At 40.4% G+C, this 18,802-nt stretch carries 21 protein-coding genes; 4 read left to right on the top strand and 17 right to left on the bottom strand.

Features of this window, described 5'->3' with window-relative positions:
- Positions 1-27: 27 nt before the first annotated feature.
- A complete protein-coding gene (locus tag AC6H4V_RS11255) occupies positions 28-729 on the top strand; it encodes a tetratricopeptide repeat protein (protein ID WP_497606914.1) in 702 nt (233 codons plus the stop codon).
- Here AC6H4V_RS11255 and AC6H4V_RS11250 read toward each other — a convergent pair.
- The 12 genes from AC6H4V_RS11250 to AC6H4V_RS11195 form a co-directional block, all read right to left on the bottom strand.
- Entirely contained in the window at positions 726-1,415 is a 690-nt protein-coding gene (locus AC6H4V_RS11250) for a response regulator transcription factor (RefSeq protein WP_497606913.1), read from the bottom strand. The two genes, AC6H4V_RS11255 and AC6H4V_RS11250, sit on opposite strands and share 4 nt — an antisense overlap.
- Positions 1,405-2,925, bottom strand: a complete 1,521-nt coding sequence (locus AC6H4V_RS11245; RefSeq protein ID WP_497606912.1) for an oxygen-binding di-iron domain-containing protein — start codon at positions 2,923-2,925, stop codon at positions 1,405-1,407. The genes AC6H4V_RS11250 and AC6H4V_RS11245 overlap by 11 nt, the downstream gene beginning before the upstream one ends.
- On the bottom strand, positions 2,918-3,658 hold the full coding sequence (cobA, locus tag AC6H4V_RS11240; RefSeq protein ID WP_497606911.1) for a uroporphyrinogen-III C-methyltransferase: 741 nt from the start codon (positions 3,656-3,658) through the stop codon (positions 2,918-2,920). Before cobA ends, AC6H4V_RS11245 begins: the two co-directional genes overlap by 8 nt.
- Positions 3,658-4,794 carry a cytochrome D1 domain-containing protein gene (locus AC6H4V_RS11235; RefSeq protein ID WP_497606910.1) on the bottom strand — a complete coding sequence of 379 codons (1,137 nt, stop codon included), beginning with the start codon at positions 4,792-4,794 and terminating at the stop codon, positions 3,658-3,660. Before AC6H4V_RS11235 ends, cobA begins: the two co-directional genes overlap by 1 nt.
- The gene (locus tag AC6H4V_RS11230) at positions 4,794-5,915 is read right to left on the bottom strand and encodes a radical SAM protein (protein ID WP_497606909.1); all 1,122 of its coding nucleotides are present in this window, start codon (positions 5,913-5,915) and stop codon (positions 4,794-4,796) included. Before AC6H4V_RS11230 ends, AC6H4V_RS11235 begins: the two co-directional genes overlap by 1 nt.
- Positions 5,916-6,221, bottom strand: coding sequence for a c-type cytochrome (locus tag AC6H4V_RS11225; RefSeq protein WP_428729019.1), 306 nt, complete (start codon positions 6,219-6,221; stop codon positions 5,916-5,918). It lies immediately after the preceding gene.
- A 185-nt stretch (positions 6,222-6,406) separates the two neighbouring features.
- On the bottom strand, positions 6,407-8,026 hold the full coding sequence (locus AC6H4V_RS11220; protein WP_497606908.1) for a cytochrome D1 domain-containing protein: 1,620 nt from the start codon (positions 8,024-8,026) through the stop codon (positions 6,407-6,409).
- A gap of 120 nt (positions 8,027-8,146) precedes the next feature.
- Entirely contained in the window at positions 8,147-8,314 is a 168-nt protein-coding gene (locus tag AC6H4V_RS11215; protein WP_428729021.1) for a hypothetical protein, read from the bottom strand.
- Positions 8,315-8,326: 12 nt separating this feature from the next.
- On the bottom strand, positions 8,327-9,751 hold the full coding sequence (locus AC6H4V_RS11210; protein ID WP_497606907.1) for a cbb3-type cytochrome c oxidase subunit I: 1,425 nt from the start codon (positions 9,749-9,751) through the stop codon (positions 8,327-8,329).
- Positions 9,741-10,427, bottom strand: coding sequence for a c-type cytochrome (locus AC6H4V_RS11205; RefSeq protein WP_497606906.1), 687 nt, complete (start codon positions 10,425-10,427; stop codon positions 9,741-9,743). Before AC6H4V_RS11205 ends, AC6H4V_RS11210 begins: the two co-directional genes overlap by 11 nt.
- Before the next feature lie 37 nt (positions 10,428-10,464).
- The gene (locus AC6H4V_RS11200) at positions 10,465-10,791 is read right to left on the bottom strand and encodes a hypothetical protein (protein ID WP_428729024.1); all 327 of its coding nucleotides are present in this window, start codon (positions 10,789-10,791) and stop codon (positions 10,465-10,467) included.
- A 205-nt stretch (positions 10,792-10,996) separates the two neighbouring features.
- Positions 10,997-11,215, bottom strand: a complete 219-nt coding sequence (locus AC6H4V_RS11195; RefSeq protein WP_497606905.1) for a hypothetical protein — start codon at positions 11,213-11,215, stop codon at positions 10,997-10,999.
- Between the two features lie 108 nt (positions 11,216-11,323).
- Here AC6H4V_RS11195 and AC6H4V_RS11190 point away from each other — a divergent pair, with 108 nt between their 5' ends.
- The gene (locus AC6H4V_RS11190) at positions 11,324-11,716 is read left to right on the top strand and encodes a hypothetical protein (protein ID WP_497606904.1); all 393 of its coding nucleotides are present in this window, start codon (positions 11,324-11,326) and stop codon (positions 11,714-11,716) included.
- Positions 11,717-11,754: 38 nt separating this feature from the next.
- Here the strand turns inward: AC6H4V_RS11190 and AC6H4V_RS11185 are convergent, their stop codons facing one another.
- The 3 genes from AC6H4V_RS11185 to AC6H4V_RS11175 are packed head-to-tail and all read right to left on the bottom strand — an operon-like array spanning position 11,755 to position 15,563.
- The gene (locus AC6H4V_RS11185; RefSeq protein ID WP_497606903.1) at positions 11,755-13,566 is read right to left on the bottom strand and encodes a multiheme c-type cytochrome; all 1,812 of its coding nucleotides are present in this window, start codon (positions 13,564-13,566) and stop codon (positions 11,755-11,757) included.
- A complete protein-coding gene (locus AC6H4V_RS11180) occupies positions 13,563-14,750 on the bottom strand; it encodes a cytochrome-c peroxidase (protein ID WP_497606902.1) in 1,188 nt (395 codons plus the stop codon). Before AC6H4V_RS11180 ends, AC6H4V_RS11185 begins: the two co-directional genes overlap by 4 nt.
- Entirely contained in the window at positions 14,751-15,563 is an 813-nt protein-coding gene (locus tag AC6H4V_RS11175) for an SDR family oxidoreductase (RefSeq protein WP_497606901.1), read from the bottom strand.
- 172 nt (positions 15,564-15,735) lie between these two features.
- On the opposite strand from AC6H4V_RS11175, the gene AC6H4V_RS11170 reads away from it, so the two are divergent.
- The gene (locus AC6H4V_RS11170; RefSeq protein ID WP_428729030.1) at positions 15,736-16,632 is read left to right on the top strand and encodes a glycosyl transferase; all 897 of its coding nucleotides are present in this window, start codon (positions 15,736-15,738) and stop codon (positions 16,630-16,632) included.
- Positions 16,625-17,845, top strand: a complete 1,221-nt coding sequence (locus AC6H4V_RS11165) for an MFS transporter (RefSeq protein WP_497606900.1) — start codon at positions 16,625-16,627, stop codon at positions 17,843-17,845. The genes AC6H4V_RS11170 and AC6H4V_RS11165 overlap by 8 nt, the downstream gene beginning before the upstream one ends.
- Here the strand turns inward: AC6H4V_RS11165 and AC6H4V_RS11160 are convergent.
- Positions 17,842-18,225 (bottom strand): hypothetical protein, encoded by a 384-nt coding sequence (locus AC6H4V_RS11160; protein ID WP_428729032.1) that lies wholly within the window; start codon positions 18,223-18,225, stop codon positions 17,842-17,844. The two genes, AC6H4V_RS11165 and AC6H4V_RS11160, sit on opposite strands and share 4 nt — an antisense overlap.
- The gene (locus tag AC6H4V_RS11155; RefSeq protein WP_497606899.1) at positions 18,222-18,794 is read right to left on the bottom strand and encodes a precorrin-2 dehydrogenase/sirohydrochlorin ferrochelatase family protein; all 573 of its coding nucleotides are present in this window, start codon (positions 18,792-18,794) and stop codon (positions 18,222-18,224) included. Before AC6H4V_RS11155 ends, AC6H4V_RS11160 begins: the two co-directional genes overlap by 4 nt.
- Positions 18,795-18,802 lie beyond the last annotated feature (8 nt).

Below are 18,802 nucleotides of genomic sequence, written 5' to 3'. Positions count from 1 at the left end.
TCTATTACCAATTTTTCAAGGATACAAATGTTCAAGTTTATAGTAGGTATGTTTTTTCTTCTGCTTCAGTTAGAAGCGAGCACGGACGAAGCGCTTAAGGCGTTTAAAGCACAGCAGTATCAAAAGGCGTTTGAGCTCTATGAAAAGAGCGCATTGGAGGGTGATGCAAAGGCGCAGAGCGCACTTAGCTATCTTTATGCAAATGGTTTAGGGACGCAAAAAGATACGAAAAAGTCTATAGAATGGCTTGAGAAATCTGCTAACAACGCAAATGCAAATGCACAGTATGATTTGGGAATGTTTTATCTCAATGGAAACAACGTGCCTCAAGATAGCAAAAAAGCGGTTGTATTTTTGACAAAAGCGTCTGATCAAAATCATAGTGATGCACAGTATAATTTAGGTCAAATGTACTACAAAGGCGATGGAGTAGATCTCAACATCTCAAAAACAGTCGAACTCTTTGAAAAAGCTGCAAACAACGGACATAAAGCGGCACAGCAAAATATAGGGCATATTTACATGCATTTGTTGAACTTTGATGCAGCGTCCCAATGGTTTGAGAAGAGCGCGGCAAAAGGAGATGAGAGTGTTTACTACATCCTTGCGCAAGTCTATTGCGAGCTTGAGCAGTTTAAAAAAGCAAAAGAGTGGGCACAAAAAGCCATAAACAACGGTAACAAAGAAGCCGAACTTCTCTTTAAAAAGTACGATTTACAAAAATATTAGAGCGGTATAATTTTATATCCGGAGCCATAGATATTGTGGATAACTCCCTCCGGAAGTTTCGCGCGTAATCTTTTCATAAGAGAAGTGACCGCGTGAACCGAAAACTCTTTTTCACCTTTCTCTTCATGCAGATACTCAAAAATCTCTTTCGTTGAAGCTATCTCGTTTGGCTTGGAGAAGAGAAGTTTAAGCAACATATTTTCCATTTTTCTGAGTTTAATCTCTTTGGAGTTTTCCCAAAGTGTGTTGGTGTTGTGATCCCAAAAGATAGTCTCTGTTACATAAGTACGACGCACCGTCGCTCTGATTTGTGAGACGATATCAAGCAATATTGTCTTGAGTTTGTCCGTCTTTATGGGTTTGATAAGGTAAGATTCAAGATGAAGTTTGATGGCAAGGAGCAGTTTTTCTTGTTCAGAGTGCGCACTCATAACGATGATTTTTGTCTCTTTGTCGCTCTCTCTTATCTTGCCAATCATCTCTAAACCATCAAGATGAGGCATGCTTATGTCTGTTAGGATGATATTTGGCTTTTTTTGTTTGTAGATATCATACGCTTCATCTCCAGATGCTGCCGTGTAAACTCTGTTGAAAAAAAGTTGTAGATACTCTTGAAGCATCTCTCGAAGTTCACTCTCATCCTCTGCCAACAAGATAGATACATCTCTTATCTTTTCACTCTTCATTTTTTACCTTTATAGTAAATTTTGCACCTATTTTCTCATTTTTCTCATTGTAGATGTTTTTTGCACTCAAAAAACCCTTCATGTTGCTCTCAATAACCATCTTGGCGATATGAAGTCCAAGCCCTGTTCCCATAGACTTGTGTTTTGTGGTGAAGTAGGGGTCAAATATCTTTGTGAGATTTTCATCCTCTATTCCCCCGCAGTTGTCCGCGATACTGAGTGTTATAAACTCCTGTGTCTTGTGCACTATGATGCTAATAGTGACATTGGTTTTGCTTTGTATCCTAATCAAATCATTGATGTTGGAGAGGATGGAGACGATAACTTGTACATACTCATTGATTAAGCCGAAAATTTTCGACGTAGCATCAAAGCGTATATCTAACTTGACGTTTTTGTGGTCAAAATGGGTAATTTCTAGCGATTTTTTGAGTGCGTCATCAACGCTAAACCAAGCCTTCTCTTTTTCTGGGCTATAGTAGCTCATAAAGTCCTCTATCGTCTCAGACATATAGATAACGCGTTTTTCCATCTTCTCAAGCTTCTCAGCTATCTCCTCTTTAGTGAGAAGATTTGCTCGGTTTTTTTCTTGAAGGATTGCAAGTGAGGTGTTGATGATAGCAAGAGGTTGACGCCATTGATGCGCGATATTGCCCATCATTTCGCCAATCTCTGCTCGTTTTGACTGCTCAAAAAGGAGCAAATCACGCTCTTTGAGTTCTGCCTCTTTTCTTCGTAACTCCTCTATGGTGTCAAGAAGTTCACGGTTATACTTCTGCTCTATATAGAGACCGCAATCAAGATTTTTCATATCTTCTATGAGCTTTTGGATATACCTTTTCTCTATGATTGAACCGTGCTGCGGCGCGATAAGCTCGATATCAAGTTTCTCGATTTTGCCTAGTGCATAGTTAAAGATATCTTTGCTAGGCATATACTCCTGATGAAAAAGTTTTGCTTTTGTAAAGTAACTCTTATCCGCATAAAAATCCCATGACTCCTCAATGCCTCCAAAAATATCTCCCGAGAAGAGCACCTTAGAAGTGGGTTCATAGCTTACAAATGCACCAGGGGAGTGGCAGTAGGGTGTTGTTAAAAAGTCAAGTTTAAACCCCGTAGAAGTTACAAGAGTGTTCTCATGTTTATCAATCTCATAGTAACTTGATTGGATGAGGTAGTGTTTGACTAAAAGCGACATTCTGGAGTGTGTGACGATAAGCAAATCATCTCTGTTGATGAGCTTTTCTATCTCGGGAACAGCTGCCGCCAAATCTGGGTCTTGATGATGGAGGATGATGTACTTGATATCACTCATAGGGAGGAGCGTTTTGATTTTTCTAACTGTCTCATCAAACTCAAGCATAGAGCCTGGGTCAATCAGGATGGATTCATTACCATTTTTGATAAGGTAAGGGTGGCACTGAAAAGGGTCATTCTTGAGGTGCATGCCAACCCAGTAGATACTGGGCGCAATTTGAACTGCTTCGGAGGTGTTGAGTGTGCTACTCATTTCCCTCAAACCACTGTAGCTGTTCTCTAAGCTCAACAACTCTGCCTACTACGATAAGTGCTGGTGTTGGGACATCTTGTGTTTTAGCAACGATATTTTCAAGTGTACCTACAACAACGCTTTGATGCTTTGTCGTTCCTCTTGAGATAACAGCACATGGATAATCAATTGGTTTGCCGATGCCTATGAGTTTTTTTGCTATTTTTGGTAGGTTGTGAAGTCCCATCAAAAAGACGATAGTATCATCCGTTTTAAATGTCTCCCACGGGATTTGAGACTCTTTTTTATGTGGCGATTCATGCCCTGTTACCACTCTAAAGCTTACAGAGACACCACGATGCGTTACGGGGATGCCCGCATAAGCAGGTGCGCTGATAGCAGAGGTAATCCCTGGGATAACTTCAAATGCTATGCCTCTTTCTTGAAGATAGAGTGCTTCTTCTCCACCGCGACCAAAAACAAAAGGGTCTCCGCCTTTGAGGCGCACAACATTTTCATGTTTAAGTGCATTTTGGTAGATAACCTCATTGATATCATCTTGAGGAACGATGTGTCTGCCATCCTCTTTGCCAACATAGACAAACTCACATCCGCTTTTTGCCTCTTCTAAAATGTCCGGATTTGCAAGACGGTCATAGATGATAACATCCGCATCTTTGATAACACGAAGTGCTTTTAGCGTGAGCAACTCTATATCTCCCGGACCCGCTCCCGTTAGATAGACTTTACCCATTATTTTGCCTCTTTGTAGATAAATACGCCTGATGGCTTGTTGATACCAAACATTTCACGAGCAAGATACCACTCTTTTGTGTTTATAACTGCAACTTTATTTGTGTCATTTACTGAGACATAAAGATTTGGACGCACATCCGACCATCTTACATGTAGCACTTTCCCATCAAATTCAAATCTTTTGATAACCTCAAGAGTTTGCGTGTCTATGATTTGAACAACAGGGAACTTCTCGCCGCTAAATGTGACTGCCATATACTTTTGGTCTGGGCTTAGTGCCGTAAAGACAGGCAGACCTTCAACTTCTATGTTTTTAACAAATTTAAAGTCAGATGTATAGACAAGCACCTTGTTGTTTCCAACTGCAGGGATAAAGACATTGCCATCGCTGATACTCCAAAAACCAAAATGGGGTACTTTAAGAACAGGTTTTCTATCTTCAAGCAAAATATCTATCTTTGAGTATGTCATGGTGTCAAGGTCAACAACACCAAAGAAGTCACTTTTGAAAAATCCAGTGATAAAGTTGTTGTTTTTTATCATCGCATCAAAAGGCATCACGCCGACATTTTCAAACTCTTTATGGATTTCAAAATCAGGAAGCCCTTTACCGCTGTTTTTATCTTTTAAGACAGTGATTTTATCATTGTCCATTTGCGAGAAGATAAGATAGTCTTTGTACTTTTTTATCCCGACATTTTTAGAACCAGTCTCAAAAGAGCGGATAGGGTTGAGGTCTCTATCTAGGATGTCCACGCTCTTTTTTGCATAGTTTGCCACGGCAATGTAGTTTTTCTCCACAGTAAAACCAATTGCACTATCGCTTGTTTTGTACTCTTTGAGCACTTTTTCTGTTTCAGGGTTGAATTTTACGATATACCCATCACGTGAAATGACATACCCATCTTTTTCGTAAAACTTCACAACACCATGGTTCATGTCGTGAACGCCCTCGATATGACCTTTTGTCATGCCTTGCTCTATAACTGCAAGTGATTTGCTCTCTCTCTCAACAACAAAGATTTTCTCATTTCCTTTGAGATCCGCAAGTATTGGGTTGACTCCTTTTGCTTGTAGAGTGCCAAGTAGTGATGCTGCTAAAGAGGCAGCTATAAAAAGTTTTTTGATTTGCATTAATTTCTCCTTCTCTCATTTTCTGTTAAGTAGCATGATGGATCTTCGCTCCATAAATCGCCAGTCACTGCATACGCACGTGATCTGGAACCTCCGTTGCAGACATCTATCTGCTCACATGATGCACAAATACCGCTTATCTGTTTTCTTGGATGGATGCGTAGTTGGTCTAGCAACTCGCCGCCTTGCCAGATAGTGCCAAAGTCTTGCTCTATGATATTGCCGACTGTCAGTGGGAAAAACGGGTCAGGGCGTACGTCACCCTCGCTGTTGATGTTAAGGAGTTTGCGTCCTGCACTGTTCCCGCCCCATGAAACAAGGCGTTCTCTCATTTTTGCTTTAAGATGAGGAAATTTTGCACCAAATCTGTTTAAAAACAAAATCGCATCTTGTTCCATGTTGCCAGTAACTATCTCTATATCTCTGCCTGTTTCATAGTACTCAAACGCTTTATCAAGGATAAATTCTACTGATTTTCTTCTTTGCTCTTTAGATAAGTCCATCTTTAAGTTGTCTAGTCCACGTCCAGAATAGACAAGATGCGAGATATATATCTTTGAGATTTCCTCTTTTTCTGCGAGGTCAAAGATGTACTCAAGTGAACCCAGTGTCTCTTTGGTGATGGTAAAGCGAATCCCAACTTTGCCGCCATGCTCATTTGCGAGGCGTACGGCTTTTAGCGTCTCAGTAAATGCACCTTTAAGACCACGGAAATGGTCATGTGTCGGTGCATCTCCATCAATGCTGATACCAACATAGTTAAAAGTATCGACAATGCGCTTGACGTTGCTTGAAGTAAAGTAAAGTCCGTTACTTGAGAGGTAGGTGATGATACCGTTTTCTTTACAAAAGTCTGCAATTTCAAAAAGGTCTTTACGTGTAAGGGGCTCACCGCCAGAGAAGATAATGAATTTTACTCCATTTTCCTTCATCTCTAAAATCGTTTTTTTAATCTGCTGGGTTGTAAGTGTGTCAACTTCATCAAGTGTTGATTTTGAGTAGCAGTGCAAGCATGAGAGGTTGCAGCGATTGGTGAAGTTCCATATAGCGATAGAGCCATTAAGAACTCTCTCTGGTTTGTCTTGGATGACGGAGTGAATAAGGTTGGAGAGTCTAAACATCTATTTGCCTTTGTAGGAGAGAACATAGTGTGCTATCTGCTCTCTCTCTTTGTCTGTTAATTTTAGCTTTGTCATAACAGTTCGTTTGTATCCAAACGACTTGTACATTGACTCTGGGTCGATAATATATGCTTGAATCTCTTCAAATGTTCTTTTATTTGCGATTTGAGTGAATGGAGGACCGAATGCTTCAGAAGTTTGGTGGTGACAGCCCCAACAGTAGGTTTCAAAAACTTCTTTACCTGTAGTTGCATCAGCGGATAGAAGCGATGTAAAAAACAGTGCAGCAAATAATTTTTTTTTCATTTTTTCTCTTTTTATAGCTAGTAATTGTGCGTTTTATTTTAGCTAAACTAAGCTTGAATAATGGCTTATAAATGTCAAAATAATAATTTTTTATACGATTAGAAACAAAGAGAGAGTGAGAGAAATTTTGTATGAGGTTGTTTTAAGAAGTAGATTTTCTCCCCCAAAGGGAGAGAAGGTGTACATTATGCACCTGGAATAGTTTGTCTGTGCTCGATAGAGTAAGTAAACGTAGGAGTTGTTAAACCAGTGATGTATTTAACAAAGTTACCAGTTTTAGCTTCATAGATACCGATACGACCTGCATTCCACTCAGAAATCATAGTCCAGTGACCGTGATTTGCCGGCTCAGCGTGAAGAATTCTAGGAACTACTGCAACGCCTTTGTCATCTTTTACAGTTGGAACAGCCCACTTGTAAAGTACTTTATGAGTTACAGGATCTGTAACTGTACCTTCAGTTGTACCAACAGTGATGATTCTGTCTAGCTCAAGAGTTTGCTTGTTGATAAGGTGAACTTGGTTCCAAACATCGCTTGATCCAAGAACGTTATCAGCCCAGATAAATGGTGTATGCTCAGATGTACCAACGAATAGACCGCCACCACCTGTTGGGATTTGACGGATAACATCGAAGTGATCATCCCAAATTGTAACTTGACCTAAGTTCATGTTAACTGTTGCTCCAAGTTGTTGCTTCAATGTTTCGTTGAACCAAGAAGAACCTTGACCTGGGTGTGGCTTAGATGCTGGACCTGTATAAATCTTAGTTACTAAAGATTTAGTTTTAAAGTCAACAACACCAACAACGTCACTTCCTTGAGAAGCGATGAAGAGGTAACGACCAATCTCTTTACCTTCATTTAAGAAACCATCGTGAAGGATATCACCGATGTTTGGAATGTCACCAACGATTGGGAATCCTGGCTTAGAGTAGTCAACGATATAAACGTGTCCACCATCTTTAAGTGCGAATGCAATATAAGGACCGTATGGAGTATCGAAAATACCTGCAACACGAGATGAATCGATGTCACCGTTTGGCTTGATAACACTTGAAGTTGGGTAAACTTTTAATGGCTCAAGAGTCATAGCATCCATAAGGACAGCACCACCCGGAGTATAGTTACCAGCCATTAGGTACTTACCATCCGGAGATACTGCAAGACCACGAGACTCAGATCCAACTTGACACTCAGCAATTTTTTGTTGACCCGGAGTATTTAAGTCGAACATCGTTACTAAACCTGAACGAGAGATTGAGTACGCATAACGTGGTTGACGCTTGTTTGTTACAGTTACGTGAACCGCGAAACCTGCAGGGTGTTTTGATAAAATCTTACCGTTTGTACCGTCAACGAATGCAACACGCTCAGCGTCACGCTCAGTTACGAAACAGATATCAGTGTTTTTCTTAACGTCAGCTGGATTTGGATACTTTTTGAAGAACTCCATTCTGTCGTTATGTTTTTTCCAACCATCTTTAACAGCCTCAAGTGTTAACTGCTTGATTTGTCTGCCTTTGAAGTGTTGTAGATAATCAACCATCTTATCTGCATCAGCTTTTGAGAACTTCTCTTTGAAACCTGGCATTGCAGTTCCTGCTTTACCGTTTAGGATAGTTGCAGCCAACTCATAAGCATTTTTCTTTGCTATTACGGCAGGACGTAAGTCTGAACCAACACCACCTTCGTGGTTAGGACCGTGACAACCTTGACACTCTTTTTCAAAAACTTTTTCAACATCCATTGCAGATGTATCTGCTACTAAACCTGAAGCAACAACTGCGATAGCTGCTACTGACATTGCTAACTTATTTAATCTCATTTTATTTCTCCTTCTAAAATAGAAACAAATACGAACCTTTCGATTCGAAACTCATTGTAAACCTCAAGGCCCGATGTGGGCCCTGAAGGTTTAGAAATATTAGTTACCCTCTTGCTCTAAACGAGCTTTTTCTTGCTTATAAATCCAAAACATTGGAAGTATAATTACCGTGTGCAAGAAAATAGTTAGAGTCAATGGACCCTGAGCGAGTGTACCAAAAAAACTTGGTACTACGTCTGTAAATGGTTCAAACATTGCGTTCATCATTTGTGTCTCTCCTTATCTTACGTGGTGAGTAGCTTTACCGATACTCAATAAATCTTTAGCTAAGAATAGGAAACCTATAAATGTAATAACACCCATTAAGAGTCTCCATACCATACCTTGTACTAACCAAGTTGTTGCTTGAGCATCAAAGTAGCCTGCCCATGTAGCACCCATTTGTGCACGAGAGATGATAACATCAGAGTATCCAGCAATAGTAAGTGCAACAGTCATACCAACAACACCACCAACAATCATACTAGTTGCCCAGATAGTTGATTTTGTGTTATTCATAATCTTGATGCCATTTTTGCCTTGAACAGCAATATACATCATACCTACAAGAATAGTTGCATAAGCTCCAAAGAACGCTAAGTGTCCGTGAGCAGATGTAAACTGTGTTCCGTGCGTATAAAGGTTTACCTGTGGTAGTGTGTGGAAGAATCCCCAAATACCAGCACCTAAGAAGTTACCAAATGCATTAAGAACGAACCATGTAAATGCTGGTTTGTTTGTAATAACAGAAACCGCTTGACCTTTTGCATCCTCTTCTCCTTGCATTTTTCCCCAGTCATAAAGAACGTGGATAAACATTGCAACAAGTGGAAGTGGCTCTAGAGCAGAGAAAAGTGCACCAATTTCCCACCAGTACTCAGGTGTACCGATCCAGAAGTAGTGGTGACCAAGACCAAGAATACCAGAACCAAATAGCATTGATACTTCGATCCATAACCACATTTCAACAACTTTACGGTGTGCACCAATCATAGTGATAAGACCATAAGCAGCGATAGCACCTACGTAAACTTCCCAAGTAGCTTCAACCCAAAGGTGAATAACCCACCACCACCAGAACTGATCAACTGAAATGTTGTCTGTGTAGAACATACCTGTTAAGTAAAGACCAGCAAAAGCAATCATGTCTGCCATAAGAACAGTTACGATACCAGAGCGGTTACCTTTCATACCTGTCATGAAAAGGTTTGCAACGAAACCAAGTGCTACAACAGTAATACCTAAGTCAGCCCAACGTGGTGCTTCAATGTACTCACGACCTTCATGAATTAACCAGATTGATGTTTCATCAGCAGGTCCAACTTGAATGAAGAGATATACAAGAACAACAACAGTTACAGCAGCAGTAAAAATCCAGAAAAGGAGTTTACCCATACCGATACCAACAGTTTCAATACCAGTTTCATCTGGTAATAACCAATAAACCGCACCAAACATTGCAAAAACCATCCATACAACGAGTGCATTGATGTGTACCATTCTAGCTACTGAGAAGTCTAGTATTTCAAACAAGAAGCCTGGTATAACATACTGTGCTGCAGCAACAAGTCCAAAAAGCAACTGTGCACCAAAAAGAATCGCTGCAACAGTGAAGTACCAAGTTGCTAACTTTTTAGATTCAGATTTTAAATAACTATTTGCCATTTACCGCTCCTTGCATTTTTCCAAAGTTTCTTGGGAAACCATTTGAATCAATTGATGACATATGTTTCAAGAAAGCAACTAAACCTTTAGCTTCTTCAGCAGTAATACCAAGATTTGGCATCATACGAGCGTGCGTTGGATATTGAGATGGATTCATTAAGAACTCAGCCATCGCTTCTTCTTTAGTCTCTTTACCTGTCATACCCATCATTGGACCTGTTGGACCCCATGCCGGATCTAACCAAGCTTTTGTTAAGTCTGGAGCATAGTATGCACCATTTCCTAGTAATGTATGGCAGTTCATACAGTTTTTAGATTGTGAACCTAATTTACCAATACGCAACAACTCAGCAGCTTCTTCTTCGCTCCAGTCATCTCTTCCAAAGAATTTCTCTTTTTCTTGGAAAGCTGAAGTCCCCTCTGCGTTCATTCCACCAATAACTGGAATTTCATGCTGACGCTTCTTGTTCATCTCGTAAGTAATCTTGTAGTTGATAACTGTAGGTCCTGGAACCCTTTTCGTTACGCCATTTTGTATGTCTGCATCAGTTCCCATTGAAATTTGAGCACTTGTATCAAATGTCAACCAAATAAGTAAAACTGAAGCAAAACCTGTAATCCACGCCGCTGTACGTTGCCAGAAGCGATTGTCACTCCATACGGAATTTTTAGCCACTATACCCTCCTATAAATTATGGGTCAATATATATGAATTAATGTTCATTTTCTTCATGAACATGGTCTTGCATGTAATAAACTGCATGTGGAAGTAATAACAATCCAATAGCAGCAACAACCAAAGCTTTAGCTGTAAGTTCATTTACATGCATTAAACTTCCCATCAAATACAAACAATAAGCAGTCAACAACCAAAACAGATATGCAAAAGGCATCGTCCATTGCTTGAGAAGTTTAACTTTTACAGCCGTATATATACCAACATAGAATCCTCCAAATACCAGTACGAGTGTAGAAGATACAAATATCGTTAGAAAATCATCCACAAGAATGTCGCGGGACATTAAAGCTTCATCAACCATTTTATCTCTCCTTCGTTCGTTCCATTTTTCAGAATCAAGAGAAGTTTAGTCTGAATTAGTTTAAAAACAGTTGATTTGTATCAATTTTTTTTGGTAAATTAAAAATTAAGGTTAGTTTTATTATTAATGTAACTATACGAAACATGCCCAAAATTTATACAATTTCAGTTTTTTCAGTTCGTATGTTTTAGTTTTTATAAAAGCGTTAAAAGAAGTGAAGCAGACTAGAGAGGGTAAATGCAAAGAGTATTGTTGTGACAACAACGACGCTGCGCTTAGATTTCTCCTCTATCTGGTGTTTGCGCTCAAGATAATCACCAAGCCAAATCCCTGGAAAAACAGAAAACATCAACATCGGAACACTCATCACACCTACTATTACTAAATCTTGCATGCTCATTTTATCAATCTCTTTATTTTTCATTTAAATTTTGTTTTATCTCTATTATTATATCATTGATTCATTAATTTTTTTTAATGTAGAATTAATTTTACAAAAAAAATCATGAAAATAAAATCAAGGGAGATGGTTATGAAAAGAATGGTATCGATAGCTGCGGCTTCTGTTGCTACGTTAATGCTTATGTCGGGATGTAGTTTAAAGAGTGGAGATAGTGAGATGGGAGCGCATGTACAAGAGGATGCGACTATATGTAAAACTGCTATTTATATCGGACATCGTAGTTCAGAAAGTGTTATTGAAGCGATAAAAAAAGCGGGACATGAAGAGGGTTGGAGAATGACTGAGTTCAAATCAAACGCTATTATGGCTGAGAAGATTATTGATGGAGTGATGCGTTCGACTACTATCATCGTAGCAAAAGAGCATATTATGTGTTCTAAAGATAACCTACCTCAATCAGAGCTAGAGGTTTTAAGAACTGCAATCGTAAAAGAGTTGCAGCACGATAAAACGAAACACTAATACTTCTGTTTTAGCTTAGCATGACGCTAGGCTAAAAACTACTTTAACTCTTTTTCTACTCTGAGGAGTTCGACTATATTTGGGTCGCTTAGAACTGGAAAAACTTTTCTTACTGCGTCAGTTACCCATTGAGGATAGATTCTAAAGTTGAGTTTTGCACTTACTTGAATCGGGTATTTTGTCCCTTTGTCTAGTGTAAATTTTTCTACTCTTCTCTCGCCTGCTGGTATGCGTGTGTCACTTAGAAGTGTTTTGTACTTCCAAAAAAGAAGTCCGACGGGCTTATGATTTTCATCGCCAAAAACCTTTTGAAAAAGTCTGCTTCCATCCTCTATGTTGCCGTCACTTTTGAGTTTGCCGCTTGAGAAAATCAGCTTGTCCTCTCTATCTTTTACTTCAATGTCCAGCCATAACTCCCTAAAATCAGCCACGCCAGTGGGGAGATGATGTCCTGCGCCGACATTTTCGACGCCTACTTCCAAAACGCCATCCTTTAGTGCAACATCAAGTTTGGCTGAAGTTCTAAGAAGCTGAAGCGTCTGCTCCTCTTGTGCTTTGTCTCTAAGACCTGATAAAAAGTGGTTTGAGCCTGCAAAATAGTGAACTTTGACATCCTCTTTGGTAGCTCCGCCATCCGTAGAAGTGCCTCTTAAGGGCGCAAATTTACCATCTTTGAGATTTGTCATATGGCAGTCTATGCAGCTTTTATGTTTGGTTTTGTCGTTTGGGTTGTTAAAGGGAGACTTCTCCCACTCTTGAAACGTTGAGACGATTTTTATGCCATTTTGCGGGTGGGATTCATCATGACACGAGGCACAGTAGCGGCTCTCTTTGTAAATCTCTTTGGAGTAGCTCTCTTTATGTGCAGTTGGATTTGAGTTAATCAGTTTTTCGCTAAACCAGTTCCCTAAAGCCGACTTGGAATCTTCAAAAGCATACTTTTTTCTATCCAATGAGAGTTTATACGAGGCGTTGCCGCTAGAGTTTGCATCTGTTATCTGATGGCATGTGATACAAGAAACACCCTCTTCAAGCCTGAAATTGCCATGTTCTTTAAAATCTTTGAGAAGCGTTTTTGCACCTTTTTCAAAATGTTCATTACTCACGAAATTGCCATCCATGGCATGCGTGCTTTTGCCAATTCCTACCGAAAGCGCGCTTGGGTTGTGGCATCCCATGCACCATTTACGAAACTCCTCTCCCTCAACCTCTCCCGCGAGTGTCTCCATAGCCATATAGTAGGGGTTTGAGCCTGCTATATGCTTGTGGTTTGAGTTACTCCACTGCTCAAAAATCTCGCTGTGGCATGATTTGCATTTTGCGGAGTTTGTCCAATCCTCGCTGTGGTAGCTTTTTTCGCCATTTTTGGTTATCTCAAGATTTGAGAGTTCTGTTATCTTGCTTTGTGAGATAGATGGATAGAGGAGAAAAAGAGCTGCTACAAGTGCCAACGGCTCTCTGTTTTGTTTCATGGGTGCCGTAATATGCCAAAGAAAAAAGAGCATCAAAACAAATGAGCCAAAGAGGTGGATGTTAAATGAGAGCACCCCTAAAGTATCTCCGCCACGATTGCCGATAAAAAAGAGGTACACTCCGCTAAATGTAACAAGGGCAAAAGAGACCAGAAGCATCCAACCATCCACGCTGTTTGTCTTTTTTACAAAATAGTATCTTCGGATATGTTTATAGATAAAAGAGTTCATAAAAAAGAGCATAACAAGGAGAGAGAAGGCTATGTGCAAGGGCTGTACAACTCTAAAAATCTCCCATGAGACGTCAAATAACTTAAGCTGAACCACACCCGAGACGAACATCAAAAATATAAAAAACTTTACTAAAAATCTCCTCATTTTGCGCTCCTGTAGTCAACTATATCGCCCTCTAATGTTCTTAAAAATGCAACAATCTCATCAATCTGCTCAAGTGTAAGATGGCGACCGAGTTGGTGTCTTCCCATGATATCCACCGCTTCTCTTATCTTTGGTACTGCGCCGTTGTGAAAATAGGGGGATGTTTTTGTGACATTTCTAAGAATAGGAACCCGAAAAAGGTGTGCATCCTCTTTACCGAGATAGCCGCCGCTGTTTTTAAAAGGAAACTCATCGTCAAGTCGTCTTGGCTCTGGAAAAAATTCAAAATTGAACTTTACATCATAAAGCTGTGCAAACTCTCTAAGGGGAAATCTCTGGATACTCTCGCCTCCAAAAGCTCTGCCAGAGTGGCACCCTTTGCATCCATGGTTGATAAAATTTGCCAATCCTCTCTTGGCTGTGCCGCTCATGGCGGTGTCGTCTCCATCCAAAAATCTGTCATACGCCCCTCTTGTGACAAGCGTTTTTACATACGCTTCAAGCGCTTTTGCGGTGTTCTCAAATGTTATGCCATCCTCAAAAGCCTCTGCAAATAATTTTTGATATCTTGGATTTTTGGCAAGGGTGGAGTTGATATCTTCTTTGGTCATATTGAGTTTGTGGTGTGCTAGAAGCGAGTTTGCACTCTGCTCCCTTATGGTCGCAACCTCGCCACTCCATGTAAAATGTTTTGCAAAAGCTGTGTTTAAAATGGTTTGTGTGTTGAGAAGATTTGGATGCACGGTGTCTTTGTCGCCCTGAGAAAAGGTAAATCTGTCCACCCCGCTTTGGTCTCTTAGATGGCATGCGGCGCAATCGTTGGTTTTTGACTCTTTTTGCGTGAGCATTTGCAACATCGCACCGCTATTTTTGAGGTCTCTCTCAAAAGAGTGGCAAGTGGCACAGCTTGTTTTGCTGCTTTTTGAGAGATTTGTATCAAAGAAAAGCTCTGCGCCAAGCGTCATCTTCTCATGCGTTATTGGGTTGGAAACATCGTCCACAAGGGCTTTAAGCTCACCCAAAGAGGAGGGCATCGCTTTGTGCCCCTTTGTTATCGCCAACTCTCTTAACGCTGCATCGCTATAGTTTGGAACCTTTTTTGGAGGTGTCAAATAGGCGATAGTCGTCATCGTAGTGACAACGACGATAGCTAAAAGCAGAGTATAAAAGAGCAGCTTTTTCATCTAAAAGCCAAATGTCTCTTTGACTTTTTGCTCAAACGCCTCATCGCTCATGCTCTTTCTCATAGGGACAAATGTCGTCGCCTCGACACCAACAGGCACAGCAATAGGAGCATTTTCATCTTCGATAATCATCTTAATTGCATCGGCGATTGGTTGCGGGTTTGGTCCTTCGTTGATGGCTTTTGCGACTATAGGCACAAAATGAGCCACCAAATCTTTATAAGGCGAATCCTCACTCGTAGTTTTTGCATTTGCCACAAGCCCTTTTTTAACAAAGTTTGTCCCAAAAAGTCCCGATTCTATAGCATGAACTCTTATACCAAAAGGGAGCGTTTCAAAGCGAAGCGAATCCGTTATGCCCTCAACAGCGTACTTTGAAGCGTTATAGTGGGAGAGTAGAGGCAAGCCCATTTTGCCCAAAAACGAACTGATGTTTATGATAACGCCGCTCTTAGCTTCTCTCATGTGCGGCAAAACTTCTCTTGTAGCCTTAATTAGCCCAAAAACATTGACATCAAACTGATTAAACATCTCTTCATCTGTTCCCTCTTCAAGCGTTGCTAAAAGTCCATAGCCCGCATTGTTTACAAGGACATCGATTTTACCCTCGTTTTTGATGATGGCAGCAACCGCATCTTTGATACTTTGCGTCTTTGTGACATCGATGTAGATGTGTTTGAGATTGCCACTTCCAAGCGCCACATTTTCATCTCGTGAACCTGCATAGACCGTGTAGCCATTAGACGCTAAAAACTCAGCACTAAGCGCACCCATTCCCGAAGTTGCACCCGTGATCAGAACTACTTTTGACATAAAAACTCCTTATGATTTGATGCGTAAAGTATAGGGTAAAAAGATTAATTTAGGTTTGTGTTTTGCAAAAATTGCATAAGTTTTTTAATGAGTTTGAGACTATTACCTGACATTAAGCAAATGATATTATTATACCGCCGAAGAAAAAAAATTGTAAAAACAGAGAGAAATAATGGACTTTTTTAAATATATTCATGCGGTAGGGACGGGCGAAAAAGGCAATCGTGATTTGACTTTGCAAGAGGCAAAGGACATGATGGAACAGGTTTTAAAGCAAGAGGTTTATCCTGAACAAGCTGCTGCTTTTTTACTTGGATGGAGGCTCAAACCTGAGACAACGGATGAGTTTAGAGGTGTTGTAGAGGCGTGTGATGGGTTTATCAAAGAGATGCCAGTGGCGAACTCGCTAGAGCTTGGATACCCATTTGACGGAAAGGCAAACAATCCTTTTATTTTTCCACTTGTTGCTAAAATGCTTGAAAATTCCGAGCTTCATCTTGTAGTCACTGGTGATGATTTGGCGCCAGCAAAGGCGGGGATTACCTTAAAAGAGGTAGCTACTAACATTGAACGCGGTAAAAATTTACACTATTTTGACAGAGCTGACTTTTTTAAAGAGATGCATGACCTCACGCCGCTTCGTATGCGTCTTGGGCTTAGAACAGGGCTTAACACTATTGAAAAATTGACGAAAGTTGCTAAAAGTGAGTACGCTATTACGGGTGTTTTTCACAAACCTTTTGTAAAAAAATATATTGACGCTTTTGCGGACAGATATAAGAGATTGGCGCTTATTCAGGGAAATGAGGGGACGCCGGAGCTCTTTAGCAAGGGGAGGTTGTGGATCGCGGATGGCAGTGATGTAGAAGAGATTATTGTAGATCCTGAGTACTATGGAGTAAACTACACAAAATCTTGGGAGAAAATCTCTTTGGAGGAGTCTTTAGAACAGATAAACAACCCCTCTGATGAATTTTTAAAACTTGCACGACTCAACGCCGCTGTCTATCTTTTTGTGGCACAAAAGGCTAAAACGATAGAAGAAGCTTACGAAAAACTCAATGGATAAATTTTCCAGCCATCTGAAAAACATTTTACATGGCTTCTTTTTGGCGATAGGAACGACTATCGCTGAACCCTCTACTATCTTGCCTCTCATCGTCAACTATTTTGGCGGAAGTTCTATGCTTGTGGGATTTTTTGCGGCACTTCTTCGTGGCGGAGCGGTCATTGTGCAGCTTTTTGCCGCCTTTCATGCACAGAGTTACAAGCGGATGATGCCTTATCTGCGTAGAATATTTTTTGTCCGATTTTTCTCATGGTTTCTCATCGGTGTTGCGATTCTCCTTTTTGGCGAAAACTATCCCAACCTAACCCTCGCTTCCATAGGTTTTGGGCTCTTTCTCTTCTCCTTCAGTGCGGGATTTGCGGCGATTTACTTTCGGGAAATTATGGCAAAGATATTTTCACATAAGTTTCGTGGCAAAACGATGGCGTACAGACAGTTTTTCAGTGCGGTGGGTGGGCTAATCAGCGGTGCGCTTGCGGCTTGGATTTTGGAGTCGTTTGAGGCACCACAAAGTTATGGTTACCTCTTTGTCATCAGCTCTTTTATCATGGCTTTGGGCTACATAGCGTTTGCTTTGGTGGATGAACCTGAAAAAGAGGAGGTTTCAAAAAAAGAGAGTTCTTTTAAAAAGTTTTTGCAAAACTCCCTCTCCATCCTCAAAGCAGATAAAAATTTTCAGACGCAAGTAAGCACTTTTTTCTTAGCGTACGGCTATCTTATCGCTCTGCCTTTTATCATTCTCGATGCGCAGCAAAAGATAAATCTTGACGGTGTGGCGATAGGCTCACTCATCACAACGCAGATGGTTGGAGCGATGCTTAGTAACTTTTTATGGGGAAATTTGAGCGGTAACGGACGTAATATTGCCGTGGCAAAAGTGGCGATTTCACTACAAATCGTCGCTATTTTACTTGCATTTGTAGCATCTTCGCTCTATGCGTATATGCTTATCTTCTTTTTAGTGGGTGCTTCTATGGATGGAAATCGCATCGCTTCAAGCAACCTCATACTTAAGCTTGCTCCAGCGGATAAAAGACCCGTTTACATAGCACTTCAGATGAATATCGTCTCTTTGGGGATGTTTTTCTCTATCATTGGCGGGGTTGTTTTGCACTACACAAACTACACACTGCTCTACTCACTCGCAACTGGAGTGCTTTTGGCAGCGCTTTTTTTGTCATTTCGTTTAACAGAGGGAAAAACAGAGGCTTAAATCCCAAAAAAGGTTTTAAGAAACTCTCTCTCTTTTTCATTTTGGATAAGAACTTTTCCAAGAAGTTCACCTTTTTCACTCATAATCGAGACTTCGTTACCCTCAACTCTAAGACACTCTTTGCCCCATTTTTTTTCTAGTTCGTCAAGTCTGTGGTACAAATCGCTTGCGTTTGGCTTCTCTTTGGTATCGTAACGTTTATCAATGATAGTGAGTCCACCAATCCTTTTTTCTACAAGAAAAGGGCTGTAAGCTTTGATCTCCATATAGATGCGATCCTCTTTTGCTTCTGGCATTGCTCTTTGCATTGAGAGCGTTCCTAAAATCAAAAAAGCTGTAAAAAATCCGAAAATTAGAGCCTTTTTTAAAGTTGTATTCATCCGTTTCTCCTATGTTTTTTTATATATTCTTGCGCTTTTTCTTGAAGCATCTTCATTCTCTCTTTGCCTTTTGGCAGTTTTTCTCGAAGCGCTCTCATCTCTTGGAGAAAAATCCCTATATCGCTTGGAATACAGGATTCAAAGTAGTTTTTAAGTACTTTTGCTACAGCAGGAGATGCACCAGAAGTCGAAATAGCGATAGTCAAATCATCTTTTTTGATGGTAGAGCCAAAGATAAAATCACAATACTCTGTAGCATCGACACAATTGCAAAGGCAATTATACCCTCTTGACTCTTTAAATATCTCCGCTTGAAGCGCAATGTTGTCCACTGCTACAACGACGATGTCAAAATCTGCAACATCACCTTGTTCATACCCTCTTTGCGCTAAAGAGAGGCTGTGCGCTTCTATGAGACGCTCTGTTTCATCACATAAAATGGGAGCTATGACGGAGATATTTGTAGTAAAATCTAAAAGATGACGCAATTTTGCAGAGGCGACTAAACCACCTCCAACAAGAAGAATTTTTCTGTTTTGGAGGTTTAAAAAGGTAGGAAAATAGCTCAAAATACCTC

This window comes from Sulfurimonas lacustris (genome assembly GCF_059705355.1).
The sequence above is the reverse complement of the archived record's forward strand: the minus strand, read 5'-3'. Positions and strand labels throughout refer to the sequence as shown.

Bases quoted from the DNA above. Each gene is read 5' to 3' on its own strand.
- AC6H4V_RS11225 (WP_428729019.1), bottom strand. From the start codon at position 6,221: ATGAAAAAAAAATTATTTGCTGCACTGTTTTTTACATCGCTTCTATCC.
- AC6H4V_RS11185 (WP_497606903.1), bottom strand. From the start codon at position 13,566: ATGAGGAGATTTTTAGTAAAGTTTTTTATATTTTTGATGTTCGTCTCG.
- AC6H4V_RS11180 (WP_497606902.1), bottom strand. From the start codon at position 14,750: ATGAAAAAGCTGCTCTTTTATACTCTGCTTTTAGCTATCGTCGTTGTC.
- AC6H4V_RS11230 (WP_497606909.1), bottom strand. From the start codon at position 5,915: ATGTTTAGACTCTCCAACCTTATTCACTCCGTCATCCAAGACAAACCA.
- AC6H4V_RS11235 (WP_497606910.1), bottom strand. From the start codon at position 4,794: ATGCAAATCAAAAAACTTTTTATAGCTGCCTCTTTAGCAGCATCACTA.
- AC6H4V_RS11175 (WP_497606901.1), bottom strand. From the start codon at position 15,563: ATGTCAAAAGTAGTTCTGATCACGGGTGCAACTTCGGGAATGGGTGCG.
- cobA (WP_497606911.1), bottom strand. From the start codon at position 3,658: ATGGGTAAAGTCTATCTAACGGGAGCGGGTCCGGGAGATATAGAGTTG.
- AC6H4V_RS11245 (WP_497606912.1), bottom strand. From the start codon at position 2,925: ATGAGTAGCACACTCAACACCTCCGAAGCAGTTCAAATTGCGCCCAGT.
- AC6H4V_RS11195 (WP_497606905.1), bottom strand. From the start codon at position 11,215: ATGAAAAATAAAGAGATTGATAAAATGAGCATGCAAGATTTAGTAATA.
- AC6H4V_RS11170 (WP_428729030.1), top strand. From the start codon at position 15,736: ATGGACTTTTTTAAATATATTCATGCGGTAGGGACGGGCGAAAAAGGC.
- AC6H4V_RS11190 (WP_497606904.1), top strand. From the start codon at position 11,324: ATGAAAAGAATGGTATCGATAGCTGCGGCTTCTGTTGCTACGTTAATG.
- AC6H4V_RS11165 (WP_497606900.1), top strand. From the start codon at position 16,625: ATGGATAAATTTTCCAGCCATCTGAAAAACATTTTACATGGCTTCTTT.
- AC6H4V_RS11250 (WP_497606913.1), bottom strand. From the start codon at position 1,415: ATGAAGAGTGAAAAGATAAGAGATGTATCTATCTTGTTGGCAGAGGAT.
- AC6H4V_RS11220 (WP_497606908.1), bottom strand. From the start codon at position 8,026: ATGTCAGTAGCAGCTATCGCAGTTGTTGCTTCAGGTTTAGTAGCAGAT.
- AC6H4V_RS11160 (WP_428729032.1), bottom strand. From the start codon at position 18,225: ATGAATACAACTTTAAAAAAGGCTCTAATTTTCGGATTTTTTACAGCT.
- AC6H4V_RS11200 (WP_428729024.1), bottom strand. From the start codon at position 10,791: ATGGTTGATGAAGCTTTAATGTCCCGCGACATTCTTGTGGATGATTTT.
- AC6H4V_RS11255 (WP_497606914.1), top strand. From the start codon at position 28: ATGTTCAAGTTTATAGTAGGTATGTTTTTTCTTCTGCTTCAGTTAGAA.
- AC6H4V_RS11210 (WP_497606907.1), bottom strand. From the start codon at position 9,751: ATGGCAAATAGTTATTTAAAATCTGAATCTAAAAAGTTAGCAACTTGG.
- AC6H4V_RS11215 (WP_428729021.1), bottom strand. From the start codon at position 8,314: ATGATGAACGCAATGTTTGAACCATTTACAGACGTAGTACCAAGTTTT.